Consider the following 24,722-nt stretch of genomic DNA (forward strand, 5'->3'; position numbering starts at 1 on the left):
CCCCTCCCCATCTCCCCATCTCCCCATCTCCCCATCTCCCCATCTCCCCATCTCCCCATCTCCCCATCTCCCCATCTCCGCATAAAAGCCCACACTGGATTAGAAATCTCCAAATACAGTGTGGGTAGTTGACGTTTTGAAATTATGCCGGATAAATCCTTAACCGACGATTTGGTTCTTCCCCAAAACTGTCAGACTTGAGTCGATAATGTTCTACCAACTCATGCTGCATTTTTCTAACTTGAGAAGAACGAGGTAATAACTCAACAGGCTGACCTTTAGGAATAACAATTTGCTCAACTGCAAGTCTTGCTTCTTCCAAAGCGTCCATTTCGTCATCACTGCCATTGTGAAGTAACAATTGTAATTCTCGGTCATCGCCCAATTCGGGATCATCCATGTTCAGCAAGCGCCGCAAACCACGAGTAATTTGGGGAATGGTGCTGGACTTAATCACATGAATTGGCACGTGACGAGCTTTTGCCATTTGTCTTAACTTAGCGTGATTTTTGACGTGCGATCGCAATGCCAAAATTGCATCAGCACTATCTATATCTTTTGTTAATGCCACAGGCAAAGTGAGAACATTAATCACCTGTTCCAATTGGTGACGACTCACCCCATAGGGGTAAATATGTAATGGTAAATCTTCCCCATTGGGCCCCGCTAGTTTAGGAGTACTGAAATCAATACTGTCTGAATAATTGAAAGATTCATCCAACAAGCGGTCAAATTCACTGCGCCCAGTCAGACGTTCCCGTTCTAGAGACAAAGGCGGCAGAGCTACCATTTGTCCAGAAGCACGCCAGCCATTGACCTGCCGAGCAGATGGGAAAGATTCTTCATCACTAGCCAACTGTCCACCGCGACCATTAACCACAGATAGCTGTCTGGTAATCGCCACCTTTCCCTGTTCATCAACAGTTCTCGTTTGTGGGCTAGCTTGCCGACCTCGCAACAGAGTATCAACTGTGTCAGCTACACTTTCATGTACTACCCAGCGCTGTCGTTCTAGCATTTCCACAGCAATCTCAAAAGTGGGAGGAGCTTTGCGTTCCAAAACCGTCTTTTGAGAACCCCTTCTTCTGGCTTCATCATCTCCTAACGTCACAGCTTGAATACCCCCAACCAAATCGGAAAGGGTAGGGTTTTTAATCAGGTTTTCAATCTGATTTCCGTGAGCAGTACCTACCAATTGCACACCCCTTTCTGCAATGGTACGCGCCGCTAAAGCTTCCAGTTCCGTACCAATTTCATCAATAACGATGACTTCTGGCATATGGTTTTCTACAGCTTCAATCATCACTTGGTGCTGTAGTTCTGGTTTAGCCACTTGCATTCGTCTAGCACGACCAATTGCCGGGTGAGCAACATCACCATCTCCAGCGATTTCGTTAGAGGTGTCAATAATTACCACGCGCTTATGTAAATCATCCGCCAACACACGAGCAATTTCTCGTAAGGCGGTAGTCTTACCCACACCTGGACGACCGAGCATGAGAATCGATTGACCAGTTTCGACCAAATCGCGGATCATGGCAATTGTGCCGAATACTGCCCGACCGACACGACAGGTTAAGCCAATAATTTTACCCGTGCGGTTGCGGATAGCACTAATCCGATGCAAAGTTTGCTCAATTCCCGCCCGATTATCTCCGCCAAAGGTTCCAACTCGTTGAATGCAATCATCTATTTGTGCTTGAGTAACCGGTGTTTCGCTCAGATACTCAGCTTCATGAGGAAAGCGAGCTTCGGGGCGACGACCTAAATCCAAGACCACTTCCACTAAACTATCTCGTTTGGGATGATTCTCTAGTACGTTTCGCAGGTCTTGGGGCAAAATGTCTAACAACTTCTGGAGATCTTCTGTAATCGTCATGCTTTCTATGGTGACGTTTTTAGAGATAACGAATGAGCGATTAGGGTGACCGCTGTGACTTGAGTTGGGAAACGAGAGAATGGGCAAGCTCTACAGCCTGCCAGAGTAATTCTGGTTCTTCTTCCAGACGGCCTGTTGCCTTAATACTAGTTTGACTCACCTCCTGATTCTCTAATTTTTCAAGAATAGGTGACAGCAATACACGAGCGTAGCTACCGTAAGCAATGCCAGAGATGTAGTTGTGAGTACTGAGTACCAAATGCTGAGTCCTGAGTCCTAAGTTCTGACTCCTAACTCCTGAGTCCTGAGCAGTAAAGTCCCACTCGGTACTCGGTACTCGGTACGGGCTAAACGCCCCGCTACCGCTAACGGTACTCTTCAACAGTCCCATTGCTTTTAATTTGGGGACGGTGTAGCTATTAGTACCGCCTGCTAACTGCACATATCCTGGTAGGTTTGCTGCCAAAACTTTTTGCCCTAATTTTATGGCTGCTATAGTGGTTCCATCGCCAATATCACCACTCATAGAGCGCCCGTCTGTTTGCCAAATTACCACTTGGGGACGGGGGGCAATGATTTTATAAATTGCTTGCAGGTAATCAATTAGTCCTTCATGATCGTTACAGCTGATAGCTATTACCTTTAATTTATCTACTCCCGATGCCAATGCTGACCATAAGCGCTGGAAGGAAGCCAAACGCCCTACTTGTGTATGAATTTCTATCGCATCTATTCCCGTTGACATGATCAGTGGTGCGATTGCTGCCGGAGTTGATACATATGATACTGTATCAATTATCTCATAGGGACAAGTTGGGATGCAACGACCGCAGCCATAACACTTTTGAGCAACAATTCCTGAAAAACTATCTTTTATATTGTTAAACACAATCGCTTGTGCTGGACAAGTTTTTTCACAGGGTCTAGGGCAATCCGGGGGACAATGACTAGAATTAAACTCTGCTTTTCTAAAATGGGGGTCTTCTCCATCGTTGAGGCTGACCATTAACAAGGGTAAATCGCCTTGAAAGCCAAAGCCTCGCTCCTGGGCATCCCTCACCAAATCCTTGGCTGCTAGTAAACCTGCTTGCGCTGCGGCAATCACAGCTGGATCAGCTGCCACATCTATGCAGTCAGCGCCCGCCAAAGTGTAGGCTAATGTTAAGCTTCTGACCGCAGGTAAATGTTGGTAACTGGCTCCACAGATTAATTTGAACCAGCGACCTTGTTGTAGGGATTGTAAAGGGGCTAACAGATTAGTCACTCTTCTATTATGCGTTGATCGGCCGGAAAATTACACCCTGTAATCTAAAAGCTCCCATTTATATTTTTTTATGTCATTATTTTTGATTTGCACCAGGTTATAAAAGTGCAATTCCTCAGCATTCGCTGCGCTACTTGACATTTTGCAGCATGATCTATCAACTATATATCAAAGAATTTTTCTACCTGTTAAAATTTCTCTCACTTCTAACATGGCGGAATAGGTGGGGAGAATGTGTAAGGTTTCATTGACTGGTGTCTGTGCCAATGCTGTAGCGATCGCTTGCTGCAAGTCTTCTTCTACAATCAAGTTGAGGTTACTATGGGCGGATTTTTGGCTATAACGTAGACGTAAGGCCATATCATACACGCGATCGCCACTCACAACCAAAGTCCCACCTCTTTCTACTAATTTCTCAGTATCTACATCCCAAATCCATGATACATCAGTACCATCGGGGGTGCGGTCATTCAATACCAACAAAGTTGTTTTATCTGTACTTTCAGTAACAACACGAATAGTTTCATTCGTTCCCACAGGATTTTTAGATAATAATATCCTCACCCGTTTTCCATCAATTACTAAATCTTCTGCCCGACCAAAAGCAGCTTGGAAACTATTAATTGTTTCTCTAATTGTTTCTTCATCAATTCCTAACTCTTTGGCTGCGGTGGCTGCGGCTAAAGTATTATATTTGTTGTATAAACCAACCAGAATTTGTGACCATTCACCACTTTCTAAAGCTGGTTTACTCTTAGTAAAACCGCAACTTGGACAGGTGAAATCTCCTAAATGGGATAGGTAAACCCCTTGATAATCAAGAGAATGTCCACATCTTGGACAATAGATAGAATCTACAGCGTGAGGAATTGCTTCTAAATAATGTTCTGGTTCATTTAACCCAAAGAATAACACCTTTTGGAGTAATTGCTGACCGAGATTTGATAAAGTTGGATCATCAGCATTGGGAATAACTACCGTTGCTTCTGGTAATGTAGAAATAACCTTTGTCCACCGCTTGCTAATGGTGTCAACTTCCCCATATCTATCGAGTTGGTCTCGGAACAAGTTTAAACAGAGAATTATCCTTGGTTGGAGAGGTTTTAATACCTTAGGGACAATATTTTCATCAACTTCCAAAATGGCGTAATCTACATTTAGAGAACCTAGTAAGTTAGCGTTGTCTATTAAAGCTGTTGCTAAACCATTTTCTAGATTTGCTCCAGTAGCATTATGGGCAATTTTGTAACCTTTGTGTTCTAAAATCGTAGATAATAACAGGGCTGTAGTGGTTTTTCCATTGGTTCCCGCAATCAAAATTATCCCGTTTTTAACTTGCTGACTCAATAATTGTAAAATTCGGGGTTCAATGCGTCGCGCAATAGACCCTGGTAATACACTAGCAGCACCAAGACGTAGAGAGCGTACTAAAAATGTGACACTTTTAGCGATTGATACCGCTAAACCCAGTTGTAGTCTATCTATAAGTTCTATTTTCTTTCCCACAGCAGTAGCTAATTAATAGTCTTTAATTACAAATTTAATCTTGCAAGTGTAGCGAATCTTGGCACAAAAAGCCACACATTAATGATTCAATATTTATGAGTCATTGATAATAGGGGGACTGGGGACTGGGTAATAGTTTTTCCCAATTACCAATTACAGGGTATCTTAAAAAATGGTGCGTAGATGTAATTATATATCTAGGCTACTATATCTAGGCTACTCCCTTGCCATCAGAATAATCTTGATTAAATGTATCCCTGACGGGAGCCGGAGGCATACCGCAAAGACGCGTATCGCTAAAGCGAAAACTCCGCTAACGCGCAGCGTCTCCGACAGGAGAAGGAAAGAACGCGTAAAGCCTACGGCATAGCTTCGCTTACCACGTAGTGTCCCGTAGGGATAGGAAGAAGGAAGAAGATAAGTAATCTTAAAGTGGGAAGAGTTGAATTCAGCACAAACTTAGACAAAATAGTGGCTTAAAAGGTTCTCGTTGATGAATAGCATGAAGTGGCTTTTTTTACAAACTAAAATAATTGCTAACTGGCAACGGTTGGTTTCAAAATGCTTATTGTTGGTGATTTGTCTACTTATCATCAGTATACAGCCAGCTTCGGCAGGTATGAAAGATGATAGATACGAAGGGAATATTTTCGTAATTTATGCTGGGAACGGTTCTCTAGTTCCTCCCAGACAAACCCTAGCCCAGACTTTAGCACAACATAAACCCGCATTGCTGGCATTTTATGTCGATGATAGCAAGGATTGTAAACAGTATGCGGTATTTATTTCCCAAACTCAGGCATTCTATGGAAAAGGTGCGGAGATTATCCCCATAAATGTGGATACAATGCCCATTAAGGCAAGCTACGACCCCACGGAACCAGGATACTACTACTCAGGGGGTGTACCGCAAGTTGTCATCTTTGACAAGTCGGGTAAGGTAGTCTTGAATAAAAAGGGTCAAGTTCCTTTTGAAGAAATAGACGACAAATTTCGAGAAGTGTTTGATTTTTTACCCCGTGACCAGTCTATTGAGTTCAAGCAACGCTCATTTAATGAATTCAGCAGCGAGTTGAGTCAGTAAACTATGTCGTCTTTGAAAACAAGGCGATAGCGTACAGCGCGACCTAGGAATCGCCTTTGGGTTAAACTGCATGAGAATCTTAGTTTAGCTGTTTGCGCCACTGGCGTTTTTGCACAGATGTTTGCCAAGATTCCATATATGTGTAAAAAACAGGTGTCAAATACAATGTCAAGAACTGGGAAAATAGTAACCCTCCCACTACTGCTAAACCAAGGGGGCGACGTGTATCTGCGCCTGCACCCAGCCCAAGGGCGATAGGTAAAGTTCCCATGAGTGCAGCCATTGTGGTCATCATGATCGGGCGAAATCTGACAACGCAAGCTTCATAGATAGCATCGTAAGGATTTTTACCACCTTTTCGGGCTTCAATGGCGAAGTCAACCATCATGATGCCGTTCTTTTTCACAATCCCAATCAACAGGATAATGCCAACAAAGGCGTAGATATTCAAATCAACGTTGAATATCAACAAAGTCAACAGCGCTCCGAATCCAGCTGATGGCAAACTAGAGAGAATTGTCAAAGGGTGAATAAAGTTTTCGTAGAGAATTCCTAACACAATGTAAATTACTAAAATCGCTACCAGCAGCAGCAATCCTAAGCCTTGCAACGAAGACTGGAACGCCTGTGCCGAACCTTGGAAACCTGTACTGATGCTGGCTGGCAGTGTTTGACGGGCGAGTTGTTCAATTTTGTCAGTAACGCTACCTAGTGATACTCCTGGTTTGAGATTAAAGGAGATGGTGACAGCAGCTAACTGTCCTGAGTGGTTAATAGTTAATGGCCCAACACCTTTAGAGATAGTTGCGACTGCATTCAAGGGTACTAATTGTGCGTTAGGGGAGCGAATTGAAAGCAGTTCCAAAGCACTAGGATCTCTCTGATACTTGGGTTCGACTCCCATAATCACTTGATATTGGCTATCCGAGGCATAAATTGTGGAAACTTGGCGAGTACCATAGGCATTACTCAATGCAGTTTCAATTTGCTCGGCTGTTAGTCCTAGAGATGCAGCTTGATCACGGTTAATTTCTACTTTGACTTGGGGATTTTTAATTTGTAAGTCACTGTTAACATCTTGTAAATCAGGTAAACTGCGGAGTTTTTCTTCTAAAGTGGGAGCGTACTGATATAACTCTTGAATATTCGGACTTTGTAATGTGAATTGATACTCGGCTTTGGTTTGTTGTCCGCCGATATTAATTGCTGGTGGGTTTTGCAAGAAAACCTTCATGCCTGGGACTTTTGATAGTTTGGGTCGCAGTTCTTGGACAATTTCATCAGCGTTGAGTTTACGTTCTTCACGGGGTTTGAGACTGATAAATAAGCGTCCGGCGTTACTGGAAGCATTCGACCCTCCTGCACCTACACTGGAGTTAATAGCAGCTATATTAGGGTCACGTTGAGCGATCGCTGCTACTGCCTGTTGATGTTTTACCATTTCCTCAAAGGAAATATCCTCTGCGGCTTGGGTTGAAGCTGTGATTTGTCCAACATCAGCAGTGGGAATAAACCCTTTCGGTACAACCATAAATAGATATACCGTAGCGACAACAATTGCCCCAGAGATAAACATTGTCGTGCGATGATATTTGAGCGATCGCTTTAAACTCCATTCGTATCCGCTCAAAATCACATCGAAAAATTTTTCGGAAGTATTGTAAAGTCCACGGTTAAATCTTTGAATTCTCGATTTTATATTTGTCGTTGGTTCGGCTTCAGAATCTACCTCTTCTTCTTGCTGGTGATGCGGTTCCAAGAATAGAGAACACAGCATAGGTGTCAAACTGAGAGAAATTACTCCCGATACCAGGATAGCCACGCTGATAGTAACGGCAAACTCCCGAAACAATCGTCCTAAAATCCCTTCCATAAACAGTACAGGAATAAAGACGGCGACTAAAGAAATAGTCATGGACAGAATTGTAAAACCAATTTCTCGTGAGCCATTCAACGCCGCCTGCAAGCGGGTTTCGCCCATCTCCATGTGTCGGACGATGTTTTCTAGCATGACTACAGCATCATCCACCACGAACCCAACTGAAAGTGTCAACGCCATTAGCGATAGGTTATCGAGGGAGAAACCCAGTAATAGCATCACGCCACAGGTGGCAACTAAGGATAGGGGTACTGCCAAACTGGGAATGATTGTGGCTCGGATATTGCGGAGAAACACAAAAATTACTAATACCACCAAACCAATAGTCAGTAACAGCGTGAACTGCACATCATCGATTGACTCGCGGATGGCTTGGGAGCGATCGTAGAGAATATCCATATTCACTGCCGCCGGAATTTGTTCGCGGAATTGTGGTAGCAGTTTTTTAATAGCTTCCACGACTTCGACTGTATTGCTTCCCGGTTGCTTTTGAACTGCAAGGACGATCGCTCGCACACCAGAATTATGCGTTTTTTCTGGGGAATTTTTCGACTTTTCTCTCTTCGTAAAAAACCAACTGGCAATTTTGTCGTTTTCTACACTATCCAATACTTGAGCAACTTCTCCTAGTTGGACTGGCGCACCGCCTTGATAACTGACAATTAGTGAACGATAGCCAGCAGCATCATTGAGTTGACCGTTGGCTTGAATTGTATAATTTTGTTCTTTACCGTAAAGTGTCCCCGTCGGTAAGTTGGCATTACCTTTGCTAATTGCATCTGCGACTTCATCCACACCTATGCCTTTGGCACTCAAAGATTCAGGGTCAAGCAAAACTCTCACGGCGTACTTTTGAGAACCGTAGACTTGTACCTGCGCCACCCCGTTGACCATTGACAGGCGTTGGGCGAGTTGCGTTTCTGCATACTTATCTACCGTGGCCAGAGGGAGAACAGCAGAATTCAGGGATATGTAGAGAATGGGCTGATCTGCCGGATTTACCTTGCGATAGGATGGGGGACTGGGCATATTCGCCGGTAATTGCCTGGTAGCTTTAGCGATCGCAGCTTGCACATCTTGGGCTGCCCCATCTATATCTCGACTCAAATCAAATTGCAGTGTAATCTGACTACTACCCAAGGAACTAGTAGAGTTCATGGAACTCAAGCCAGCAATACTAGAAAATTGCTGTTCTAATGGTGTAGCAACCGATGCTGCCATTGTTTCGGGATTCGCTCCAGGTAAGTTAGCTGTTACCTGAATTGAGGGGAAATCTACGTTTGGTAAATCGCTTACAGGCAGCATTCCGTAACTCATTAGCCCGAAAATCAAAACGCCAACCATTACTAAGGTCGTCATGATTGGGCGACGAATAAATAACTCGGAAATATTCATAGATTTTCCTATTTTTGGCGTTGCTGATTAAGAGTATGATTTTGTTTCACGCAGAGGCGCAGAGGCTCAGAGAGTAAGAGTTTGAAATCATTGATTTTTCAATTTCATACTTCGATTCAGCAATGCTAGGACTTACGCACGAGTCACGGAATATCGTATCCCTTACGGGAGTCGATAGCTTGCGTGGCGACGCAGGAGCCATAGGCAGACCGCAGAGGACGCAGAGGACACAGAGAAATAAGAGTTTGAGGTTTTTTTGCGTAAGTCCTAAATGCCCTATTTTTTACTTCCTAATCCTTTCGTAACCTGCACTTTTGCCCCAGGTACGAGGTTGAATTGTCCGTCAATGACTACTTGCTCACCTGGTTTGATGCCTTGAGCGATCGCTATTTCGTTATTCACTGTCTCTCCTACAGCTACGGTACGCATTTCTACTGTGTTGTCGGGTTTGACTACATACACAAATTGTTGTTGCTGTCCAGCTTGCACTGCCTTAGCAGGTACAGTCACAGCATTTGGTGTCTCTGCTAATTTGAGAACGACATTAACAAACTGTCCCGGTAACAGTCGCTCGTCATTATTGCTAAATGTGCCTTTAAGTTGAATTGTCCCAGTTTGGGTATTCACTCCACTGTCGATAAAGGTGAGGAAACCACTGACTGGATTACCTGAATCTTTGGGAGGTATGACATCAACTTCTAATTTGTGACCAGTACTGTATTTTTTTAGGTCTGGCAGCATTCTTTGCGGAATGGAATTCAATACTTCGCTGATGTTGCCTACAAAGCCAAAATAAATTTACAGCAGAATTCAGGAGTCAGGAGACGCTTCGCAGACCTATGGCTTACGCCACGCTGCGCTATCGGTTCAGGAGACGCTTCGCAGACCTCCGGTTCAGGAGTAAAACTGGCTTGGTGTCTAGGTTTCAATTTTGATTCTGTACCTCATTGATCTGCAATCTGCTGTATCTTAATAAAGACATCTGGATGAAAAGCCTACTGGTTAAGATAGTTTAACCACAGTTGTATTATCGACTACCAAATTGGAGAGTTCATTCTTGAGGAAAAATTTTTCTATTTACTGAGGTGAAAATTTTTAGTTTGATCTGATACTGCATTTTTATTACTGCCAAGAGATAATAGTTAAATCACGCTTCACCAATGACTAATAACTAATAACTCATAACTACTAATTAGGTTTGTTCCGATGTCAAAAGTTTATACTACCCAGGAACTCATCCAAATTTTAGCAGATGAACGCCAAGCTTGTCTGAAAGGAGAACGTCTCAAGTTAGAGGTGACACCCTCTGGCAATCCCGTTCTCGACCAGTTTATCACCAGTGAAGGGCTACAAAAATTCACGGCATATCAAGATTTTAAAGCATCGATTCATGAATATCAACGAGAACATGAAGTTTCTGGGATTGTCTGGAAAGATTTGACAGTTAAGGGGAAAACCCTGCATTATCCAGAAGTTGACGCGCAGTTAATTTCATTAAACAGTGATTTAGAAATATTAAAAACTTCAAAAAATTATATTCTGGAATTTTGGAATGCAGTTACAGCAGAAATGGAGTTATATTTGAGTTTGAGTAATGGTAAATTACACGAAAAAATTAATATTTTAGATGTTGATAGAATTGCCAAAAGAACAGAATGGGCAAGTTTGTTAAAATGGGAAAATACAAACTTTTTAGAATTAATTTTGCAGTTGGGTTGGGGTCAACCAGAAGAAGCTGCTTATAAACGAGGAAGACCGCATTCAGGTAGTGAATTTATTCATGCAGTCAAGCCTGGTAATTATCCCATTGGTTAAGTACAGGGAATAGGGAACAGGAGAGGGAGAGACGCGGGGACGCGGAGATGGAGAAAAAGAAGAATAACTTAATTACGAATTACGTTGGCGGTAGCCTGCCGGAGGCATTATTACGAATTACGAATTATTTTACTGCTACCCATTGTGTAACTTGAGACATTCCCTTCCAACCTAAAAATTTACCAATTGGTTCTGCGCGTTGAATAGAAATGCGTGTGAAATTTCCTCCCACTTTTTCATACCATTGAAATAAGGTTTGTTCACCTTCTAAGGTGACAACATTTGCAACCATTCTCCCCCCAGGACGTAAAGCATTCCAACAAATATCAAATAGTCCTGGTGCGGTGACTCCACCACCGATAAAAATCGCGTCGGGTGTGGGTAAGTTGTGAATTATTTCCGGTGCTTTCCCGGTGATGATTTGTAAATTCGGTGTACCTAAAGCTGTGGCATTATCGATTATATAATTTATTCTAGTTTCGTTTTGTTCAATAGCGATCGCACGACAGCGAAAATTACTCCGCATCCATTCTATCGAAATTGAACCACAACCAGCACCGATATCCCAAAGCAACTCCCCCGGTAAAGGTGCTAAACTCGATAAAGTAATCGCTCTAACTTCCCTTTTAGTTAATTGTCCATCATGGTGAAAAGCACTATCAGGTAAACCGGGAAATCTTGATAAAGGCTTTACCCCCACATCTGCGATACAATCAACTGCAATGGTATTTAAAGCTGCGATTTCTGTTTCTTGCCAAGATGCGGCGACACCTTCTAAATTACGTTCGTGAATACCGCCCATTCTTTCTAAAACGGTAATTTTGCTACCACCATAACCGCGATTTGTCAATAGTTCAGCAACTATTCCCGGTGTTTCCTTTCCTGCACTCAAAATTAATAACTTCGCACCTGGGTAGATGTAAGATTGGAGAAGAGAAGCTGGACGACCGCATAAACTCAAGGTTTCCACTTCGGGTAATGACCATCCTAATCGGGAACAAGCGAGACTAAAAGCCGAAGGTGCAGGAATAATCGTAATTTCAGAAATAGGAATATGCTTTGTAATAGTTGCACCCACACCGTAACACATCGGGTCGCCACTAGCTAACACGCAAATTGCTTGACCACGCCGTTGAATAATTTCTGTGATAGAAGTGCTAAAGGGAGATTTCCAGAGAATTTTTTCGCGGTTATCGTTTGGGGGTAACATAGCCAGATGACGTTCCCCACCGACAATAATTGTAGCTTGGTTCAGGAGAGAAAGAGCGATCGCGAAGCGCGACCTAGGAATCGCACTTAACCCCTGTAAACCATCTTCGCCTATACCGACTATTGATAGCCATTTATTCATAAATAAAAAATACGTTTAAAAAATTCAGAAAATATTATTTATATCTGCTTAAATTCATTAATTTATTTTGTTTTTATTTAAAATAAATTTTTAGTACATTCATGAGTTGCTCGGAATTGTATCCACAAACTGAGAGGTAAGAATAAAATTATCCAACATTTAAAAATTAAAATTTTCATATAAGAGTCATATTCTTTCTGGTTCATACCTTGAACCTTGTCAAAATCTAAAAAATGACCTAAAAATAAAGCTAGTGGAATTAGAAAAACACCTGCAATAAGGCTTTCAGCAATAAACTGACCCATAATATATATTTATTAATAAAACAATAAATGCTTGACAATTTACATAGGAACAAAAATCAAATCCGCTCAGGACATGAACCAAATTTATCTAAAAGCTCAGATATAAGCTGATGATTTGAACAACGCCAAATAATACTAACATTACTGGATTGATTAAAGCCTGGTTCACCATAACCCGATAATGCCATAGCATCCGGAGCTATAGTCTCTTTATAAATACAGGTCAGTACTTTATTGTCAGGTGATGAAATCTGATTCCGTCCACTATCGTGTTGCAATGTTCCAGCAACCCATCCATTGGGGGTTAAATGCCATTCTCTCCATTCTTTACTTGACATATTTTTATTTTTCTGTGTCTACCTTGTCCTATATCTGTAATATATTGTACAATCTTAGTGAAAATACTTATTTTTTCCTTGAAAAATTCACTTCTTGTATAAGAATACAACAATATTTCAATAGATTGATAATTTTTTCCTGTTCCCACTTTAAATTAAGCATATTAGTAGGGCGCTTCAGATGTAGAAAATCTGTTAATTGTGCTAAATTATTGAGTCTGACGCACCCTACAAGAGATTGAAACCCCTACTCTATATTTCGTATTTTCCGTCAATAAGTCTGTCCTAAAATTGTCATTTGTAGTAACGCTACACGCCTTATAGCAATATCACAGTTTCAGCAGATTGGTTTAGCGTATGATGAGGACGAAGATGCAAAGTGATTTCTGTATCGAGACGCTTGAGGAAAATCAGGAGTTTACCCTCGCTGAAACGTTGAAACTCTCCTTTCATTAAATGAGATACTTCTGGCTGAGGAATGCCAAGAAGTTCACTGATTTCACGCTGTTTGAGGTTGCGTTGTTTCAGGACACGGAGTACCTGAAGCCCTATCTTACCCCGCGTCAAAAGTTCATCTGCATTCGACAAACCGAGGTCAGCAAATACGTTGCCACTGCTTTCTTCAAAAATGGGTTCCTGTGTCATTGTTGTTTCTCCCTTGCTATCGCATCCTTATAGCGTTGTTTAATCAGGTCAACATCAGCCTGTGGAGTTTTAATCCCCTGCTTTGATTTCTTCTGAAAAGCGTGCAGAACATAAATTTTATCCCCAACCTTTACCGCGTAGACTGCCCTGTAAGTATCGGTATCGTAGCGTTTGACGATTTCATACACACCGTTTCCAACCCCTTTAAAAGGCTTGGCATCCATTGGTGTTTCGCCTAATTGCACCAGTTGTAGCGCATAGCCTAATGAAGCACGCACATCTTCAGGAAATGAGCGGATATTTTTGAGAGAGTCTCCCATCCAAACAAGAGGTCGTAAACGAATGTCTATAATATCTTCATCATCGTCCATTTTATATGAAATTTCCTATAAAAACAAGTCAGACAATAGCACGAAATATCCCCTGTGCAAAGTCTGAAGGATAAATTTCAAATTTATCTATTTCGCTCCTATTGATTCAAAGCGATCCGCAAAATACCTCCTTGTGCTAAACTACTAAATCTTAGAGTTGGGAAACTTCGGTGAAATTCCGGGACTGTGCCGCAGCTGTGAGGCAATTTTAGATTTCCGAACCATAGATTTTAGATTGTTGGGGGTTGACTCAGAACCCCAGACTCGGAAAAACACGGGTAAGAAAATAATCCAAAATCCAAAATTCAAAATCCAAAATTGAGTAAGTCAGAATGCCAACTATAAGGAGTTTATCAAGTTCTGTCTCTGCGAAGCACAGAGAAGGAGTTTTAATTTTGCTGTCCGCATTTACCGCCTGCCCAGGCTTATTTTACACTACACCTGCCCAAGATGGCATATTGTCTCGCATCAGAATACCGGGCGGGAACATGGAGAGTGAACAGTGTTCATTGATCGCAAACATAGCCGATAATTATGGTGGTGGCTATGTAGATGTGACAAATCGAGCCAATTTGCAAATCCGAGAAATCAAAACCGGGATAAATATTGAAGTTCTCCAGCATTTACAGCAATTGGGTTTAGGTTCTGCCAATCCCAATGTAGACCATATCCGCAACATTATGACCAGTCCCACTGCGGGTATTGATTCCCAAGAATTAATCGATACTCGTCCTTTAGTGAAAGCTTGGGATAATTATATTACAGCACATCCTCATTTAGGCGGACTATCTGCTAAATTTAGTGTTGGCTTTGATGGTGGTGGTAAAGTTTCGGTATTGAATCAGCTTAATGATATTACCTTTGCGGCTGTGTTGGTTGATGGTAATATTTACTTCCGCCTTTATTTGACTATTGGTGGAAAAGGAGAACCAGCTAGAAATACAGGAATTTTATTAAAACCAGAGGAATGTTTACCAGTTTTAGCAGCTTTAGCAGATGTTTATTTACAAAATATAGATTCTCAACGTCAACGTAAACCACGTTTGCGGGAAGTTATCAATAATTTAGGGATAGAGAATTATCTGCGTTTAGCTTTTACAAGCAAATCCCTTACTTCCCAACCCCTAGTTTGTCATAGCTTTTCCCAATTACCAGCCCAAACAGATATGATAACTGTTCCCGCAGACTCAATTGGTATTCATCCCCAAAAACAAGTAGGATTATTTTATATTGGTGTCGTGTTGCCCCTAGGAAGGGTGGAAAGTTCGCAAATGAGAGGTTTGGGTGATTTAGCAGAAAAATATGGTAGTGGTAATATTAGGCTAACACCTTGGCAAAATTTGCTGATTACCGATATTCCCCAACCACAAGTCGTCGAAGTAGAAAGAGAAATTAGCAACTTAGGACTAAGTTATTCTCAGACTAACATTAAAAGTGCATTAGTGGCTTGTTCTGGTAAACGAGGTTGTGCTGCTTCCGTAACCGAAACTAAAGATCATGCCTTAAAATTAGCAAAATATCTCGAAAATCGGATTACCCTAGATTATCCAGTTAATATTCATTTTAGCGGTTGTGCGAAATCTTGCGCCCAACATAATCAAGCTGACATTACCTTGCTTGGTGTCAGCATTGAGTCAGAAAATGAAACTTTAGAAGGATATCAAGTTTATGTCAGTGACAGTACCTTACAAAAATTTGGACATCAACTTTATGAATATGTAAATTTTAGCGAACTTCCGGCACTAATTGAGCAGATGTTAAAAACGTATAAAATACAACGTCTAAATCCTAAAGAAACCTTTAGAGATTTTACCCAACGTGATGCTACCCAACTCAAACAAACAATACATCATAGTTAAATATCCGCCTTATCTGCGGTTGAAAATCCAAAATATCAAATCCAGAAAAAATGTCAAACTATATACGCGATGCTAATGAAATATACAGAAATTCCTTTGCTATTATCCGGTCAGAAGCGAACCTAGATCTCCTGCCTCCAGATGTAGCACAAGTAGCAGTACGCCTGATTCATGCCTGTGGAATGACGGATATAGTCACAGACTTGGGATATTCAGCAGATGCGGTAGAGTCAGGTAGAAAAGCCTTAGCAGCTGGCGCACCAATTTTGTGTGATTGCCGTATGGTAGCTGAAGGTGTTACCAGAAAAAGATTACCTGCCAATAACAACGTTATCTGTACTCTCAACGACCCAGAAGTGCCACAAATAGCCAAACGGTTAAGAAATACGCGGTCAGCAGCAGCGTTAGAATTATGGCGTTTTCATCTAGACGGGGCAGTAGTAGCGATTGGAAATGCACCTACAGCCCTGTTTAGGTTATTAGAAATGCTTGATACTGGCGTTCCACGTCCAGCCATAATTTTAGGCTTTCCCGTGGGGTTTGTGGGTGCAGCCGAATCAAAAGCAGCATTGGCAGCGGATAGCCGCAATGTCCCATTCTTAACTTTACATGGAAGACGGGGCGGAAGTGCGATCGCAGCAGCTGCCATTAACGCCTTAGCAACCGAGGAAGAATAATCATGAAAACGGGAGGTCGTCTGTATGGAATTGGTGTAGGGCCTGGAGATCCAGAACTATTGACCCTAAAAGCATTGCGGCTATTACAATCGGCCCCCGTCATCGCTTATCAATCAGCCACAGACCGGGAAAGTATCGCCAGAAAAATAGTGTCGCAATATTTACCAGGCAATCAAATCGAAGTTTTGTATCATCTCCCCCGTGCCTTAGAACCCGAAAAAGCCAAATCCATCTACGACCAAGAAGTTGAACCGATAGCCGACCATCTCGCATCTGGTCGGGATGTGGTTGTTTTATGTGAAGGAGATCCGTTTTTTTACGGTTCCTTCATGTATATCTTCACACGTTTATCTGATAAATACCAAACGGAAGTTGTCCCCGGTATATCTTCACTCATGGCCTGTCCAGTCTCCCTAGGCGTACCGTTCACCTACTACAACGATATTCTCACAGTTCTACCTGCCACACTGCCCACAGAAATGCTAATTACACATCTATTAGCCACAGACGCAGCTGCAATCATGAAACTGGGTCGCCATTTTACCAAAGTCCGCGATATCCTCCATCAATTAGGAATAGCATCACGGGCAAAATATATTGAACGGGCAACAACGACACAACAGCGAATTTTACCACTCGATGAAGTAAATCCCGAAGAAGTTCCATATTTTTCGATGATTGTCATACCGACTAAACAGAAACTCTAAAATCTAAAATATGAACACAAGGGTTGCAACTGCCGTTGTTATATTGGGTCAAAATAGTGTAGCAGTAGGGCGGAAAATTACCAATATTTTACCAGGGGCGAAATTATACGGTTTAGCAAATCGCACCTCAGATGTTGATGTTAGTTTTACAAATTTTGGCGAAACATTACGGGAATTATTCGCTACCGGCACGCCATTAATTGGTATTTGTGCAGCTGGTATTCTCATCAGAACTTTAGCACCCCTAATTACAGATAAAAGTCAAGAACCCCCAGTATTAGCCGTAGCTGAAGATGGTAGCGCAGTAGTCCCGCTTTTAGGTGGACTGAGTGGAGTCAATGATTTAGCCCGTCAAATTGCAGAAGTGCTAAATGTCAAACCAGCAATTACGACCACAGGTGATTTGCGTTTTCGCACAGCTTTGTTATCTCCTCCTCCTGGATATCATTTAGCTAACCCAGAAGATGGAAAAAAATTTATTGCTGACTTATTAGCCGGGGCAAAAGTTAAATTAGAAGGAACAGCCCCTTGGTTGAGTGAAAGTCAATTACCAATAGACCCCAATGGAGAGTTAACAATTCAGATTACTGAAAATTTGGGAACTCCTCAACCTAACTGTTTAGTTTATCACCTGGACAAGCCCGAAACCGTTGAACAACAACGGGGAAAATTAGCCATAATTGGGACTGGCCCAGGTGCATCAAAATGGATGTCTCCCCAAGTCAAAGAAATTCTCAATGCTGCTACTGATTTAGTCGGTTATAAAACTTATATAAATTTAATCGGTTCTCTTGCTGATGGTAAACACATTCATGAGTCCGACAACCGAGAAGAAGAAGCACGGGCAAAAATGGCGCTAGACTTAGCAGCCCAGGGAAGATATGTAGCAGTGGTTTCATCAGGCGACCCCGGTATCTATGCAATGGCAGCCGCAGTATTTGAAGTTCTAGACCACTACAACAAACCAGAATGGCAAAACATCGAAATCCAAGTCGCCCCTGGAATATCCGCCATGCAAGCCACAGCAGCAACCATTGGCGCACCATTAGGACATGACTTCTGTGCGATTTCCCTATCTGACATTTTAAAACCTTGGGAAATTATCACCCAACGCATTACCGCAGCAGCCCAAGCTGATTTTGTCATTGCCTTTTATAATCCTGTTTCCAAAGAACGCACTTGGCAATTAGCAGAAGCTAAAAATATCTTGCTACAGTACAGAAAACCAGATACTCCGGTAGTATTAGGGCGGAATCTTGGTAGACCTGGAGAAGCTGTTAAAGTCATCACTCTTGACCAGTTAGAAGCAGCATCAGCCGATATGCGAACTTTGATTCTCATTGGTTCCTCTCAAACTCGCCAGATTCAACAGGGTGATGATCAAGTCTGGGTTTATACACCGCGCCGTTATCAAGCCTGATTAGCTATTTCATCCATAAATAAAGCCCCAACAATAAAAGCTTATCCTTGGGGCTGTTATACCTGACCACCTTTACCTTTTTAATTTAAAAATACCAAGAAATCTGAAGACTCAAAGACATAAATAAGGGAATTATGTCTAAAAATAATTTGTTGATTTTAGTAATTGACTATATGGCAATCCTTGTGGTGAGTGTAAGTACAAATAACCTAGGTTCGGGCTTTATTTGGGCATGATTTTTATTTAATTCCCGATAATTAACCGCAGATTAAGGCAGATAAAACTGATTCATTCAACAGGTATAATGTCTTTTATTAAGCTGAGATTTGAAGATTAAAAATCTTGATAAAAAAGATATAATTCAAGTGATTATGTCTGGTTAATTAGTTTAAAAGGCTTGATTTTTTAGTTCTAATCATCAACAATAAAAACAGCATCTTCCATACATGATTGTAGCCTATACAAGTAAAAAGCCCTTATAAATGTCTGCTAACGCGGGCATTTTTTTATATCATTTTTTTTATATCAGCAGATTACAAGTTGCAGGAGGTAAAACTGAAAATTTTAAGATAAATTAAAATATGGCTAAGGCTGTCAAATATCAAGCAGCTTCTACTGCTGATTCCTGAAAAAATTCCATATCATATCAATTCACTTCATTAAAGCTACAAATGAATCTCCTTCCACGTCTGTCAATGTGTATCAATCTTCAAGTGAAATGGTATGAGGCTGCGCTTTATGGGCGTAGAGGTAATTCATGAATTGCCCCTGTCTTTTGATTAGGTGAGAATGCAGAAATAAAAAGACATAACTAATAGAGTTATGTCCAAAAATTTTATTTATAGCAACTGCGTCTCCAGAGAATTAGTAACTCCCAGCCCAAGTTATCCATTGATGGGATAAACCGATATGCAAAATTTCCTCGGTCATCTCTACTTCAGTGATGATTGCTCCTGCTAAATCTGCACTATTAAATTCTGATTCATTGATATTACTACCAATTAAATTGGCTTTGTCGAGATTAGCACCAGTGAAAACAGCACCACTCATTTCTGCTTCACTGAGGTTTGCACCCAGTAAGTTTGCCAACATTAAATTTGCACCACGCAAATCGGCACGACTCAGGTTACTTTCTTTGAGATTGGCTTTCATTAAATCAGCGCCAATGAAGTTAACTTCACTCAAATTGGTATATTGCAAATTTGCTCCATTTAAGTCAGCATTAGTCAAATTTGCTCTGGTTAAGTTACATCCACTCAAGTTAGCTTGACTTAAGTCAGCACCACTCAAGTCAGCTTCAGCTAAATTAACCCCACTCAAGTTAGCCTGATTTAAATTAGCCTGATGTAGAGTTATGCCCTGAAAATTCCGCTCTCCTGATTTATATTGACTCAGGAGTTTTTTAGTATCCATATTTCACCTCGTTATACCTATAGGTGAGTTAGATATTCCTCAAACCACACCAAAAACTATTTGGTAATTCTATTGTGCTAATGTTTTTGGTGTTTTAAACCATGTCTTAATGGAAAGATACTTAACTTAATGGTAATGTCATGTACAGGCAATCTGAATATCTATAGCAATCCGATTTGATGCTTGAAGAAATCTCAGTATTTGTAGGGTGAGTAATATAAGCTGGGCAATGCCCACCCTACGTGTGTTTCAAAAATCAAAAAATCAAATATGAGTCCTAGATGTTCATTGGTATTGAGATCAACGTTAAAATCTATCAAGACTATGGGAACAGCAAAAAATTATTAACATGAAGGCTGATTTGACATCTACCACTACACCTGATTTTGTCAGCACCCTATCCCAAGCTGCTGCTGCGTATCGAGAGGGAAGCAAACTTCCGGCTGCTGAGGTACTAGTAAATGCCTTACTACAAGCAGAAAAAACTGCTAAACAGCAACGGCTGAATTATCCTTTTGATTCTCTGATTGGTAAATGGCGGCTTTGTTTTGCGACTGGGACAAAAAAAGTTAGAAAGCGCGGGGGAATTATATTGGGTAAAGGTTTTTATTTACCCAAATTTGCAGCAGCCCATATTTCCTTTAGTCCCAGTTTAGAACAGGCTTCAGGTAGGGGGGAAATTGGTAATCAGGTTGAATTTGGTCAGGTGTCGTTGAAGTTGACGGGGCCAGCACAATATTTAGGTAAAAAAAATTTATTGGCTTTTGACTTTACCCAGATGCAATTTAGTTTATTTAATCGTGTTGTTTACAATCAACCAATTCGTTCTGGTAAAGTTGACACTGAGGATTTCTACAACCAGCCTATAGCTAAATTAGCTTTTTTTGCCTTCTTTTTAGTCACGGAAGATTTCATTGCAGCCCGTGGCCGTGGTGGAGGTTTAGCAATCTGGATTAGGAATTTAGATTGAATTGCAATTTTCATATTTTGGGGCAGGATATTAGTAAGAGGATGTTTTAAAAGTGGTGGGTGATGTATTAAAAACTTTAGATCCTCCTAAATCCTCCTTAAATAAGGAGGACAAAGCTCAATATCCTGTTCATCCTTTAATCCTAGAAATCCTGATTCAGACAGATGATGTGAATGTCAAGTGTTTGCTAATGTTGGCTTGTTGGGTTTCGTTCCTCAACCCAACCTACGATTAACCTGACGCTAAGAGAGGAAGAGAAGTGTTGACATTGAGTTTTAGATGTGTTATGATGGAATTGACAAGGAAGAACTATGCTATTAATCAAAGATTGAGAGTTTCTTTGTAGGAGTTTAGCAATGTTAAACCCCTTGCGTAAGATTCATACCAATTGCAATTTTTCTAAAAGCAATTTCTCGATTTCTTGACTCACAAATTTATTTCCTTTCGTGTTCATGTGAATATGGTCTTGATATAAGGCTTGTGGGTTAGCAATTGAATTAAATTTTGGTAAAAAATCTATATAATTAATTTGTTGTTCCTTAGTAAAATCACTGAGGCGTTTACGGGCGACAATTTCATAGTCATGGGAACCTGGTTCGCCGATTTCTCTGAGTAAAGGAGTCATAACCAGTAGGAATTGACTATTATTTTCTTGAGCGAAATTCTGAATTTTACTAATTGCTTCTAAATTTATACCGACGCGATCGCCTGTTTCATTCTGCAATGCTTGAAGTTCAGGAATCGATTTTTGTTTAAAAACGTAACGCTGTAACACTTCCGCAATTGCTAATGGCGGTTTATGATTTGGGTAGTTGCGATCGCGCCCCACAGGTAAAGAACTAGGCGCAGTAGCAAATAAATCATCAGTATTAATTAGTAAAATCAGCACCTGAGCTTGAAAATTGCCAAAACGCTGTAAATAAGCTAATTCATTTCTTGGACCCCAAGAGTTAGCTGAAGCATTTAGCACTTCTACTTGTTGGTAATGACTCTGTGATGACAAAGAAGCCATCAGCAAACTAGAAATAGTATTCTTTTGATCTGTCCACCAACCGCCATTAGCAATAGAATCGCCTAAAAGCAAAACTCTTAAGGTTCCAGATGTAGGTATTTTGGAGATTTTTCCACTCCGCATGGAAAATTCATTAATTTCAATCTGATTTCCCAGGCGACGGGTGCTTTGGTTAGGTGCTAATAAATAACCAATTTGCTCATCACCAATGTAAATCAGGGGATTACCAAAACCAAAGAGCGATCGCAATCCTAACTCTATCACCACCAATAATCCCACCGATACCGCCAAAATGACGATTAGTACCTCTTTCACTGACAATTTCCTCGAAAATAATATAGTAATAAATTATACAAGTTTATACAAAATTCATCAAAAAGCAGCCAACAGATTACAAAAGTAGCTATTACCTATAGGACTAATATTTGATTTTTGAAATATACGTAGGTGGGCAATGCCCACCGTATCATGGTTTTGGTGGGCTTCGATCTATTCAAATCGGATGCCTATATGAAAAAGTGCTTTTACTTAAAAAACCGTTGCAAAGCTTAAAGAAAATAATAATGTAAATTTAACATCATCGTCCAACAGAAAGACTACAATCAAGACGGACAGATTAGCACTGTAACAAAGGAGGTTTACAAAGCTATGTCTGACTTAAATCGCGGAATTATGAAATTTGAAGGTGCAGATTCCCCAAAAGTAGTGACTATCTCTACTGTTTTGCTGTTGGGGTCGATAGCAGCGCTCATTCTATGGGCGTTACAATCTGCCTATGCTCTAAACTAGAATCATTAAGTAAGCTACAAGGACACTAGCAGCAAGGTTTTCCATCGCTGTCTAGTGTCCATAAAGCAAATAATCAAACTAGCGAAAAAAAATTAATTAAAATTTTGATTTGCGATTTGCGATTTTAGATGGAATCCCCAATCGGAAGTCAGAGGTAACTCATAGTTAAGTCGGAGTACATTTTTACTAGAGCGTGCTAAGAACTGGTGCTTTGGCACAGCACGTTCTCATTAATTCTCAATAAGGAAAGAGTCACCGCGACACAGCTTCCCGCGTCCAGGTGCAGATGCTTTCAAGAGGTGAAAGTATTGATAAATCAAGCTTCTTAAAAATCAACCGCACCAGCTTGATAAAAGTTCATCCAGACTCTATTGATATTAGTTAGCAATAGAGTTAATTTTCACTAGACGAGTTGGCAGTTTTTGCCCCTTCAAGCTCGTCCAGGCGATAATTCTGAATTTCATTCTGTGCGACTATCTCAGACCTGAGTAACTTAATTTCAGCACCCATATCAGAAACCTTGCTACCAATGGAAAAGCCACCAGTGATTAAATAAAGTCCTGACTGTGTGGCAATAGTCAGGACGGTGATCAACATCGTCAATCGTTCAGTACTCATGATTCTGGAAAAGGTGAAAGTGCGATCGCTCGCTAATTGCCTATGACACTAGCTGGTCTAGCTTAAAGTTCAAATTAGCGAATTCTTGAGTAAGTAAAATTTCCTCGGAAGTATCATCAATCCCCGTGTACCGCCAAACAATAATTTGTGCATCCAGAAACCAGCGCGGTAAATTAATGCTCAAGCTGTAAGTAGCACTTACTTTCGGGAACATCACCAAATTATTCTGATCTAAAAATAATGCTTGGGACTTATTGAAAGTTGCATCCTGAGAGCCACCCAAGACCACACCAGTTGATATCTTTTGATTGACGTATCCCGCAAAACGCCATGTAGCGTCTTCTGGTACTGTCGTTGCAACACTAATCGCAAAAATGAAAGATTCTAGCAAAAAAGGTATATCTACGGGGGGAATTGGTACAGGGACGGGCTTACCCTCTTCAGTGTAAAGAACCGCCCCTGTAACGCTTGTGGTGTAAATACTTTCCCAATTTGCATTATTAGAAAGCTCTACAACTCTCATGGCAGAAGTAACGGTGATAATTGTCCGTCAAGAATGTCCTCAACTGGCTCAACATGATCAAAGGGGTCAACACCATACTCATCTAGAATGTCAAAGTATGTCCCCGTATCAATCTTGCCTTGCAGCCAATCGACTGAAGCCTGATTAATCGTGAGCATACCCTGGATGCTGCGCTCGTCAGGTGCAGAGACAAAAAGTAAATCCCGGTAGTCTTTGGGAAGTATTAATTGACTAGACATTAGATAATCTCAGGAGCAAAATAAATTCGATTGCCTTCGGATGCCAAAAAAGTTTTTACGTTGGCAATATCTTTAATTTCAGATACAGCCGTGGCGTAAGCTTCATTTCCTGCCTGCTGAGATCCAAACGGCGAAGAAGTTGATTTGTTGTCGTAGCGTGCATACTGAATATCGGTCACACGTGACTCATTGTCAGCGACCGCCGCACCACGCTTCACAACGCCAAATCTTGCCGCTTTAAAACCAGTCAACCCATCCAGCAAGACCCCGCCCTGGGGAACGGTAAAGCCTACAGCTATCGTTCGCCCTGTAGTTGCAGCTGCTTCTCTTACCAAGGTAGTAATATCTGTGTTTCCAGACTGAGTATCAGAGAGCAATCTCACAGGTAAATATATCCGACCAGCTAAATTGAAGGATTCCACAAATCCTTTAACCTTATTTGGCTTAACCTTCACAGAAGTACCCCGTTGAGCCTTGTAAGCAGCTTGTTTTTGCGCCCTGGTCAGGTCTTCATATGCTCGTAATTTGGTCAACGCTGCATTTAATTCAACGCCGCGTCTGATGTCTGTATATCTTCCCACGTGAATTTCTCCTTATTTCTTGAAACCCACTCTAGCACCGTGTTTTGGGAAGGTTTAAACCAGCGACAAGTTAACTTGTCGA

The 24,722-nt window shown here is 41.2% G+C and carries 25 protein-coding genes and 1 riboswitch; of the genes, 9 read left to right on the plus strand and 16 right to left on the minus strand.

Annotation, left to right across the window (positions count from 1 at the left end; genetic code table 11):
* Positions 1 to 142 precede the first annotated feature (142 nt).
* The 3 genes from H6G59_RS17690 to H6G59_RS17700 form a co-directional block, all read right to left on the minus strand.
* Positions 143 to 1,879, minus strand: coding sequence for a R3H domain-containing nucleic acid-binding protein (locus H6G59_RS17690; RefSeq protein ID WP_190716673.1), 1,737 nt, complete (start codon positions 1,877 to 1,879; stop codon positions 143 to 145).
* 40 nt (positions 1,880 to 1,919) lie between these two features.
* Positions 1,920 to 3,143 (minus strand): circadian clock protein LdpA, encoded by a 1,224-nt coding sequence (ldpA, locus tag H6G59_RS17695; protein ID WP_190716674.1) that lies wholly within the window; start codon positions 3,141 to 3,143, stop codon positions 1,920 to 1,922.
* Positions 3,144 to 3,311: 168 nt separating this feature from the next.
* On the minus strand, positions 3,312 to 4,649 hold the full coding sequence (locus H6G59_RS17700; protein WP_190716676.1) for a MurT ligase domain-containing protein: 1,338 nt from the start codon (positions 4,647 to 4,649) through the stop codon (positions 3,312 to 3,314).
* Positions 4,650 to 5,142: 493 nt separating this feature from the next.
* Here H6G59_RS17700 and H6G59_RS17705 point away from each other — a divergent pair, with 493 nt between their 5' ends.
* The gene (locus H6G59_RS17705) at positions 5,143 to 5,733 is read left to right on the plus strand and encodes a thylakoid membrane photosystem I accumulation factor (RefSeq protein WP_190716678.1); all 591 of its coding nucleotides are present in this window, start codon (positions 5,143 to 5,145) and stop codon (positions 5,731 to 5,733) included.
* Positions 5,734 to 5,812: 79 nt separating this feature from the next.
* Here the strand turns inward: H6G59_RS17705 and H6G59_RS17710 are convergent, their stop codons facing one another.
* Positions 5,813 to 9,007: an efflux RND transporter permease subunit gene (locus H6G59_RS17710; RefSeq protein WP_190716681.1), complete on the minus strand. Its 3,195-nt coding sequence runs from the start codon at positions 9,005 to 9,007 to the stop codon at positions 5,813 to 5,815.
* A 276-nt stretch (positions 9,008 to 9,283) separates the two neighbouring features.
* Positions 9,284 to 9,769 carry an efflux RND transporter periplasmic adaptor subunit gene (locus H6G59_RS17715; RefSeq protein WP_277924641.1) on the minus strand — a complete coding sequence of 162 codons (486 nt, stop codon included), beginning with the start codon at positions 9,767 to 9,769 and terminating at the stop codon, positions 9,284 to 9,286.
* Positions 9,770 to 10,213: 444 nt separating this feature from the next.
* Between H6G59_RS17715 and H6G59_RS17720 the strand changes: the two genes are divergently transcribed.
* Positions 10,214 to 10,822, plus strand: coding sequence for a hypothetical protein (locus tag H6G59_RS17720; RefSeq protein ID WP_190716683.1), 609 nt, complete (start codon positions 10,214 to 10,216; stop codon positions 10,820 to 10,822).
* A 124-nt stretch (positions 10,823 to 10,946) separates the two neighbouring features.
* Here the strand turns inward: H6G59_RS17720 and cbiE are convergent, their stop codons facing one another.
* From cbiE to H6G59_RS17745, 5 genes are all read right to left on the minus strand, one after another.
* A complete protein-coding gene (gene cbiE / locus H6G59_RS17725) occupies positions 10,947 to 12,173 on the minus strand; it encodes a precorrin-6y C5,15-methyltransferase (decarboxylating) subunit CbiE (RefSeq protein ID WP_190716685.1) in 1,227 nt (408 codons plus the stop codon).
* A gap of 77 nt (positions 12,174 to 12,250) precedes the next feature.
* The gene (locus H6G59_RS17730; protein ID WP_190716687.1) at positions 12,251 to 12,478 is read right to left on the minus strand and encodes a hypothetical protein; all 228 of its coding nucleotides are present in this window, start codon (positions 12,476 to 12,478) and stop codon (positions 12,251 to 12,253) included.
* A gap of 56 nt (positions 12,479 to 12,534) precedes the next feature.
* A complete protein-coding gene (locus H6G59_RS17735) occupies positions 12,535 to 12,816 on the minus strand; it encodes a hypothetical protein (protein ID WP_190716689.1) in 282 nt (93 codons plus the stop codon).
* Positions 12,817 to 13,134: 318 nt separating this feature from the next.
* Positions 13,135 to 13,461, minus strand: a complete 327-nt coding sequence (locus H6G59_RS17740; protein ID WP_190716691.1) for a helix-turn-helix domain-containing protein — start codon at positions 13,459 to 13,461, stop codon at positions 13,135 to 13,137.
* Positions 13,458 to 13,832, minus strand: a complete 375-nt coding sequence (locus H6G59_RS17745; protein WP_190716693.1) for a type II toxin-antitoxin system RelE/ParE family toxin — start codon at positions 13,830 to 13,832, stop codon at positions 13,458 to 13,460. The genes H6G59_RS17740 and H6G59_RS17745 overlap by 4 nt, the downstream gene beginning before the upstream one ends.
* 117 nt (positions 13,833 to 13,949) lie before the next feature.
* Positions 13,950 to 14,190, plus strand: a riboswitch (cobalamin riboswitch).
* Between H6G59_RS17745 and cobG the strand changes: the two genes are divergently transcribed.
* The 4 genes from cobG (at position 14,165) to cobJ (ending at position 18,495) form a co-directional block, all read left to right on the plus strand.
* Positions 14,165 to 15,691: a precorrin-3B synthase gene (gene cobG / locus H6G59_RS17750; RefSeq protein WP_190716695.1), complete on the plus strand. Its 1,527-nt coding sequence runs from the start codon at positions 14,165 to 14,167 to the stop codon at positions 15,689 to 15,691. (Overlaps the previous riboswitch by 26 nt.)
* A 50-nt stretch (positions 15,692 to 15,741) precedes the next feature.
* Complete coding sequence (locus H6G59_RS17755) at positions 15,742 to 16,368, plus strand: precorrin-8X methylmutase (RefSeq protein ID WP_190716696.1); 627 nt, start codon at positions 15,742 to 15,744, stop codon at positions 16,366 to 16,368.
* A 2-nt stretch (positions 16,369 to 16,370) separates the two neighbouring features.
* Complete coding sequence (locus H6G59_RS17760; protein ID WP_190716698.1) at positions 16,371 to 17,075, plus strand: precorrin-2 C(20)-methyltransferase; 705 nt, start codon at positions 16,371 to 16,373, stop codon at positions 17,073 to 17,075.
* A gap of 10 nt (positions 17,076 to 17,085) precedes the next feature.
* A complete protein-coding gene (gene cobJ, locus H6G59_RS17765; RefSeq protein WP_190716700.1) occupies positions 17,086 to 18,495 on the plus strand; it encodes a precorrin-3B C(17)-methyltransferase in 1,410 nt (469 codons plus the stop codon).
* 864 nt (positions 18,496 to 19,359) lie between these two features.
* On the opposite strand, the gene H6G59_RS17770 is transcribed toward cobJ, so the two are convergent.
* Positions 19,360 to 19,908: a pentapeptide repeat-containing protein gene (locus H6G59_RS17770; RefSeq protein ID WP_190716703.1), complete on the minus strand. Its 549-nt coding sequence runs from the start codon at positions 19,906 to 19,908 to the stop codon at positions 19,360 to 19,362.
* A gap of 349 nt (positions 19,909 to 20,257) precedes the next feature.
* Between H6G59_RS17770 and H6G59_RS17775 the strand changes: the two genes are divergently transcribed.
* Both H6G59_RS17775 and H6G59_RS17780 read left to right on the plus strand, forming a co-directional pair.
* Positions 20,258 to 20,878 (plus strand): hypothetical protein, encoded by a 621-nt coding sequence (locus H6G59_RS17775; protein WP_190716705.1) that lies wholly within the window; start codon positions 20,258 to 20,260, stop codon positions 20,876 to 20,878.
* A 52-nt stretch (positions 20,879 to 20,930) separates the two neighbouring features.
* Positions 20,931 to 21,113 (plus strand): hypothetical protein, encoded by a 183-nt coding sequence (locus H6G59_RS17780; RefSeq protein ID WP_190716707.1) that lies wholly within the window; start codon positions 20,931 to 20,933, stop codon positions 21,111 to 21,113.
* Between the two features lie 144 nt (positions 21,114 to 21,257).
* On the opposite strand, the gene H6G59_RS17785 is transcribed toward H6G59_RS17780, so the two are convergent.
* Positions 21,258 to 22,205 carry a GDSL-type esterase/lipase family protein gene (locus tag H6G59_RS17785; RefSeq protein WP_190716709.1) on the minus strand — a complete coding sequence of 316 codons (948 nt, stop codon included), beginning with the start codon at positions 22,203 to 22,205 and terminating at the stop codon, positions 21,258 to 21,260.
* A 333-nt stretch (positions 22,206 to 22,538) separates the two neighbouring features.
* On the opposite strand from H6G59_RS17785, the gene H6G59_RS17790 reads away from it, so the two are divergent.
* Entirely contained in the window at positions 22,539 to 22,679 is a 141-nt protein-coding gene (locus tag H6G59_RS17790) for a hypothetical protein (RefSeq protein ID WP_190716711.1), read from the plus strand.
* Between the two features lie 393 nt (positions 22,680 to 23,072).
* Here the strand turns inward: H6G59_RS17790 and H6G59_RS17795 are convergent, their stop codons facing one another.
* From H6G59_RS17795 to H6G59_RS17810, 4 genes are read right to left on the minus strand one after another with little or no spacing between them, the layout of a single operon-like run.
* The gene (locus H6G59_RS17795) at positions 23,073 to 23,297 is read right to left on the minus strand and encodes a hypothetical protein (RefSeq protein WP_190716714.1); all 225 of its coding nucleotides are present in this window, start codon (positions 23,295 to 23,297) and stop codon (positions 23,073 to 23,075) included.
* A gap of 40 nt (positions 23,298 to 23,337) precedes the next feature.
* Entirely contained in the window at positions 23,338 to 23,820 is a 483-nt protein-coding gene (locus tag H6G59_RS17800) for a hypothetical protein (protein ID WP_190716716.1), read from the minus strand.
* Positions 23,817 to 24,059 (minus strand): hypothetical protein, encoded by a 243-nt coding sequence (locus H6G59_RS17805; protein WP_190716717.1) that lies wholly within the window; start codon positions 24,057 to 24,059, stop codon positions 23,817 to 23,819. Before H6G59_RS17805 ends, H6G59_RS17800 begins: the two co-directional genes overlap by 4 nt.
* Positions 24,059 to 24,640 carry a hypothetical protein gene (locus tag H6G59_RS17810; RefSeq protein WP_190716719.1) on the minus strand — a complete coding sequence of 194 codons (582 nt, stop codon included), beginning with the start codon at positions 24,638 to 24,640 and terminating at the stop codon, positions 24,059 to 24,061. The genes H6G59_RS17805 and H6G59_RS17810 overlap by 1 nt, the downstream gene beginning before the upstream one ends.
* Positions 24,641 to 24,722: the final 82 nt, after the last annotated feature.

This window comes from Anabaena lutea FACHB-196, assembly GCF_014698305.1.
Taxonomy (GTDB): domain Bacteria; phylum Cyanobacteriota; class Cyanobacteriia; order Cyanobacteriales; family Nostocaceae; genus Anabaena; species Anabaena lutea.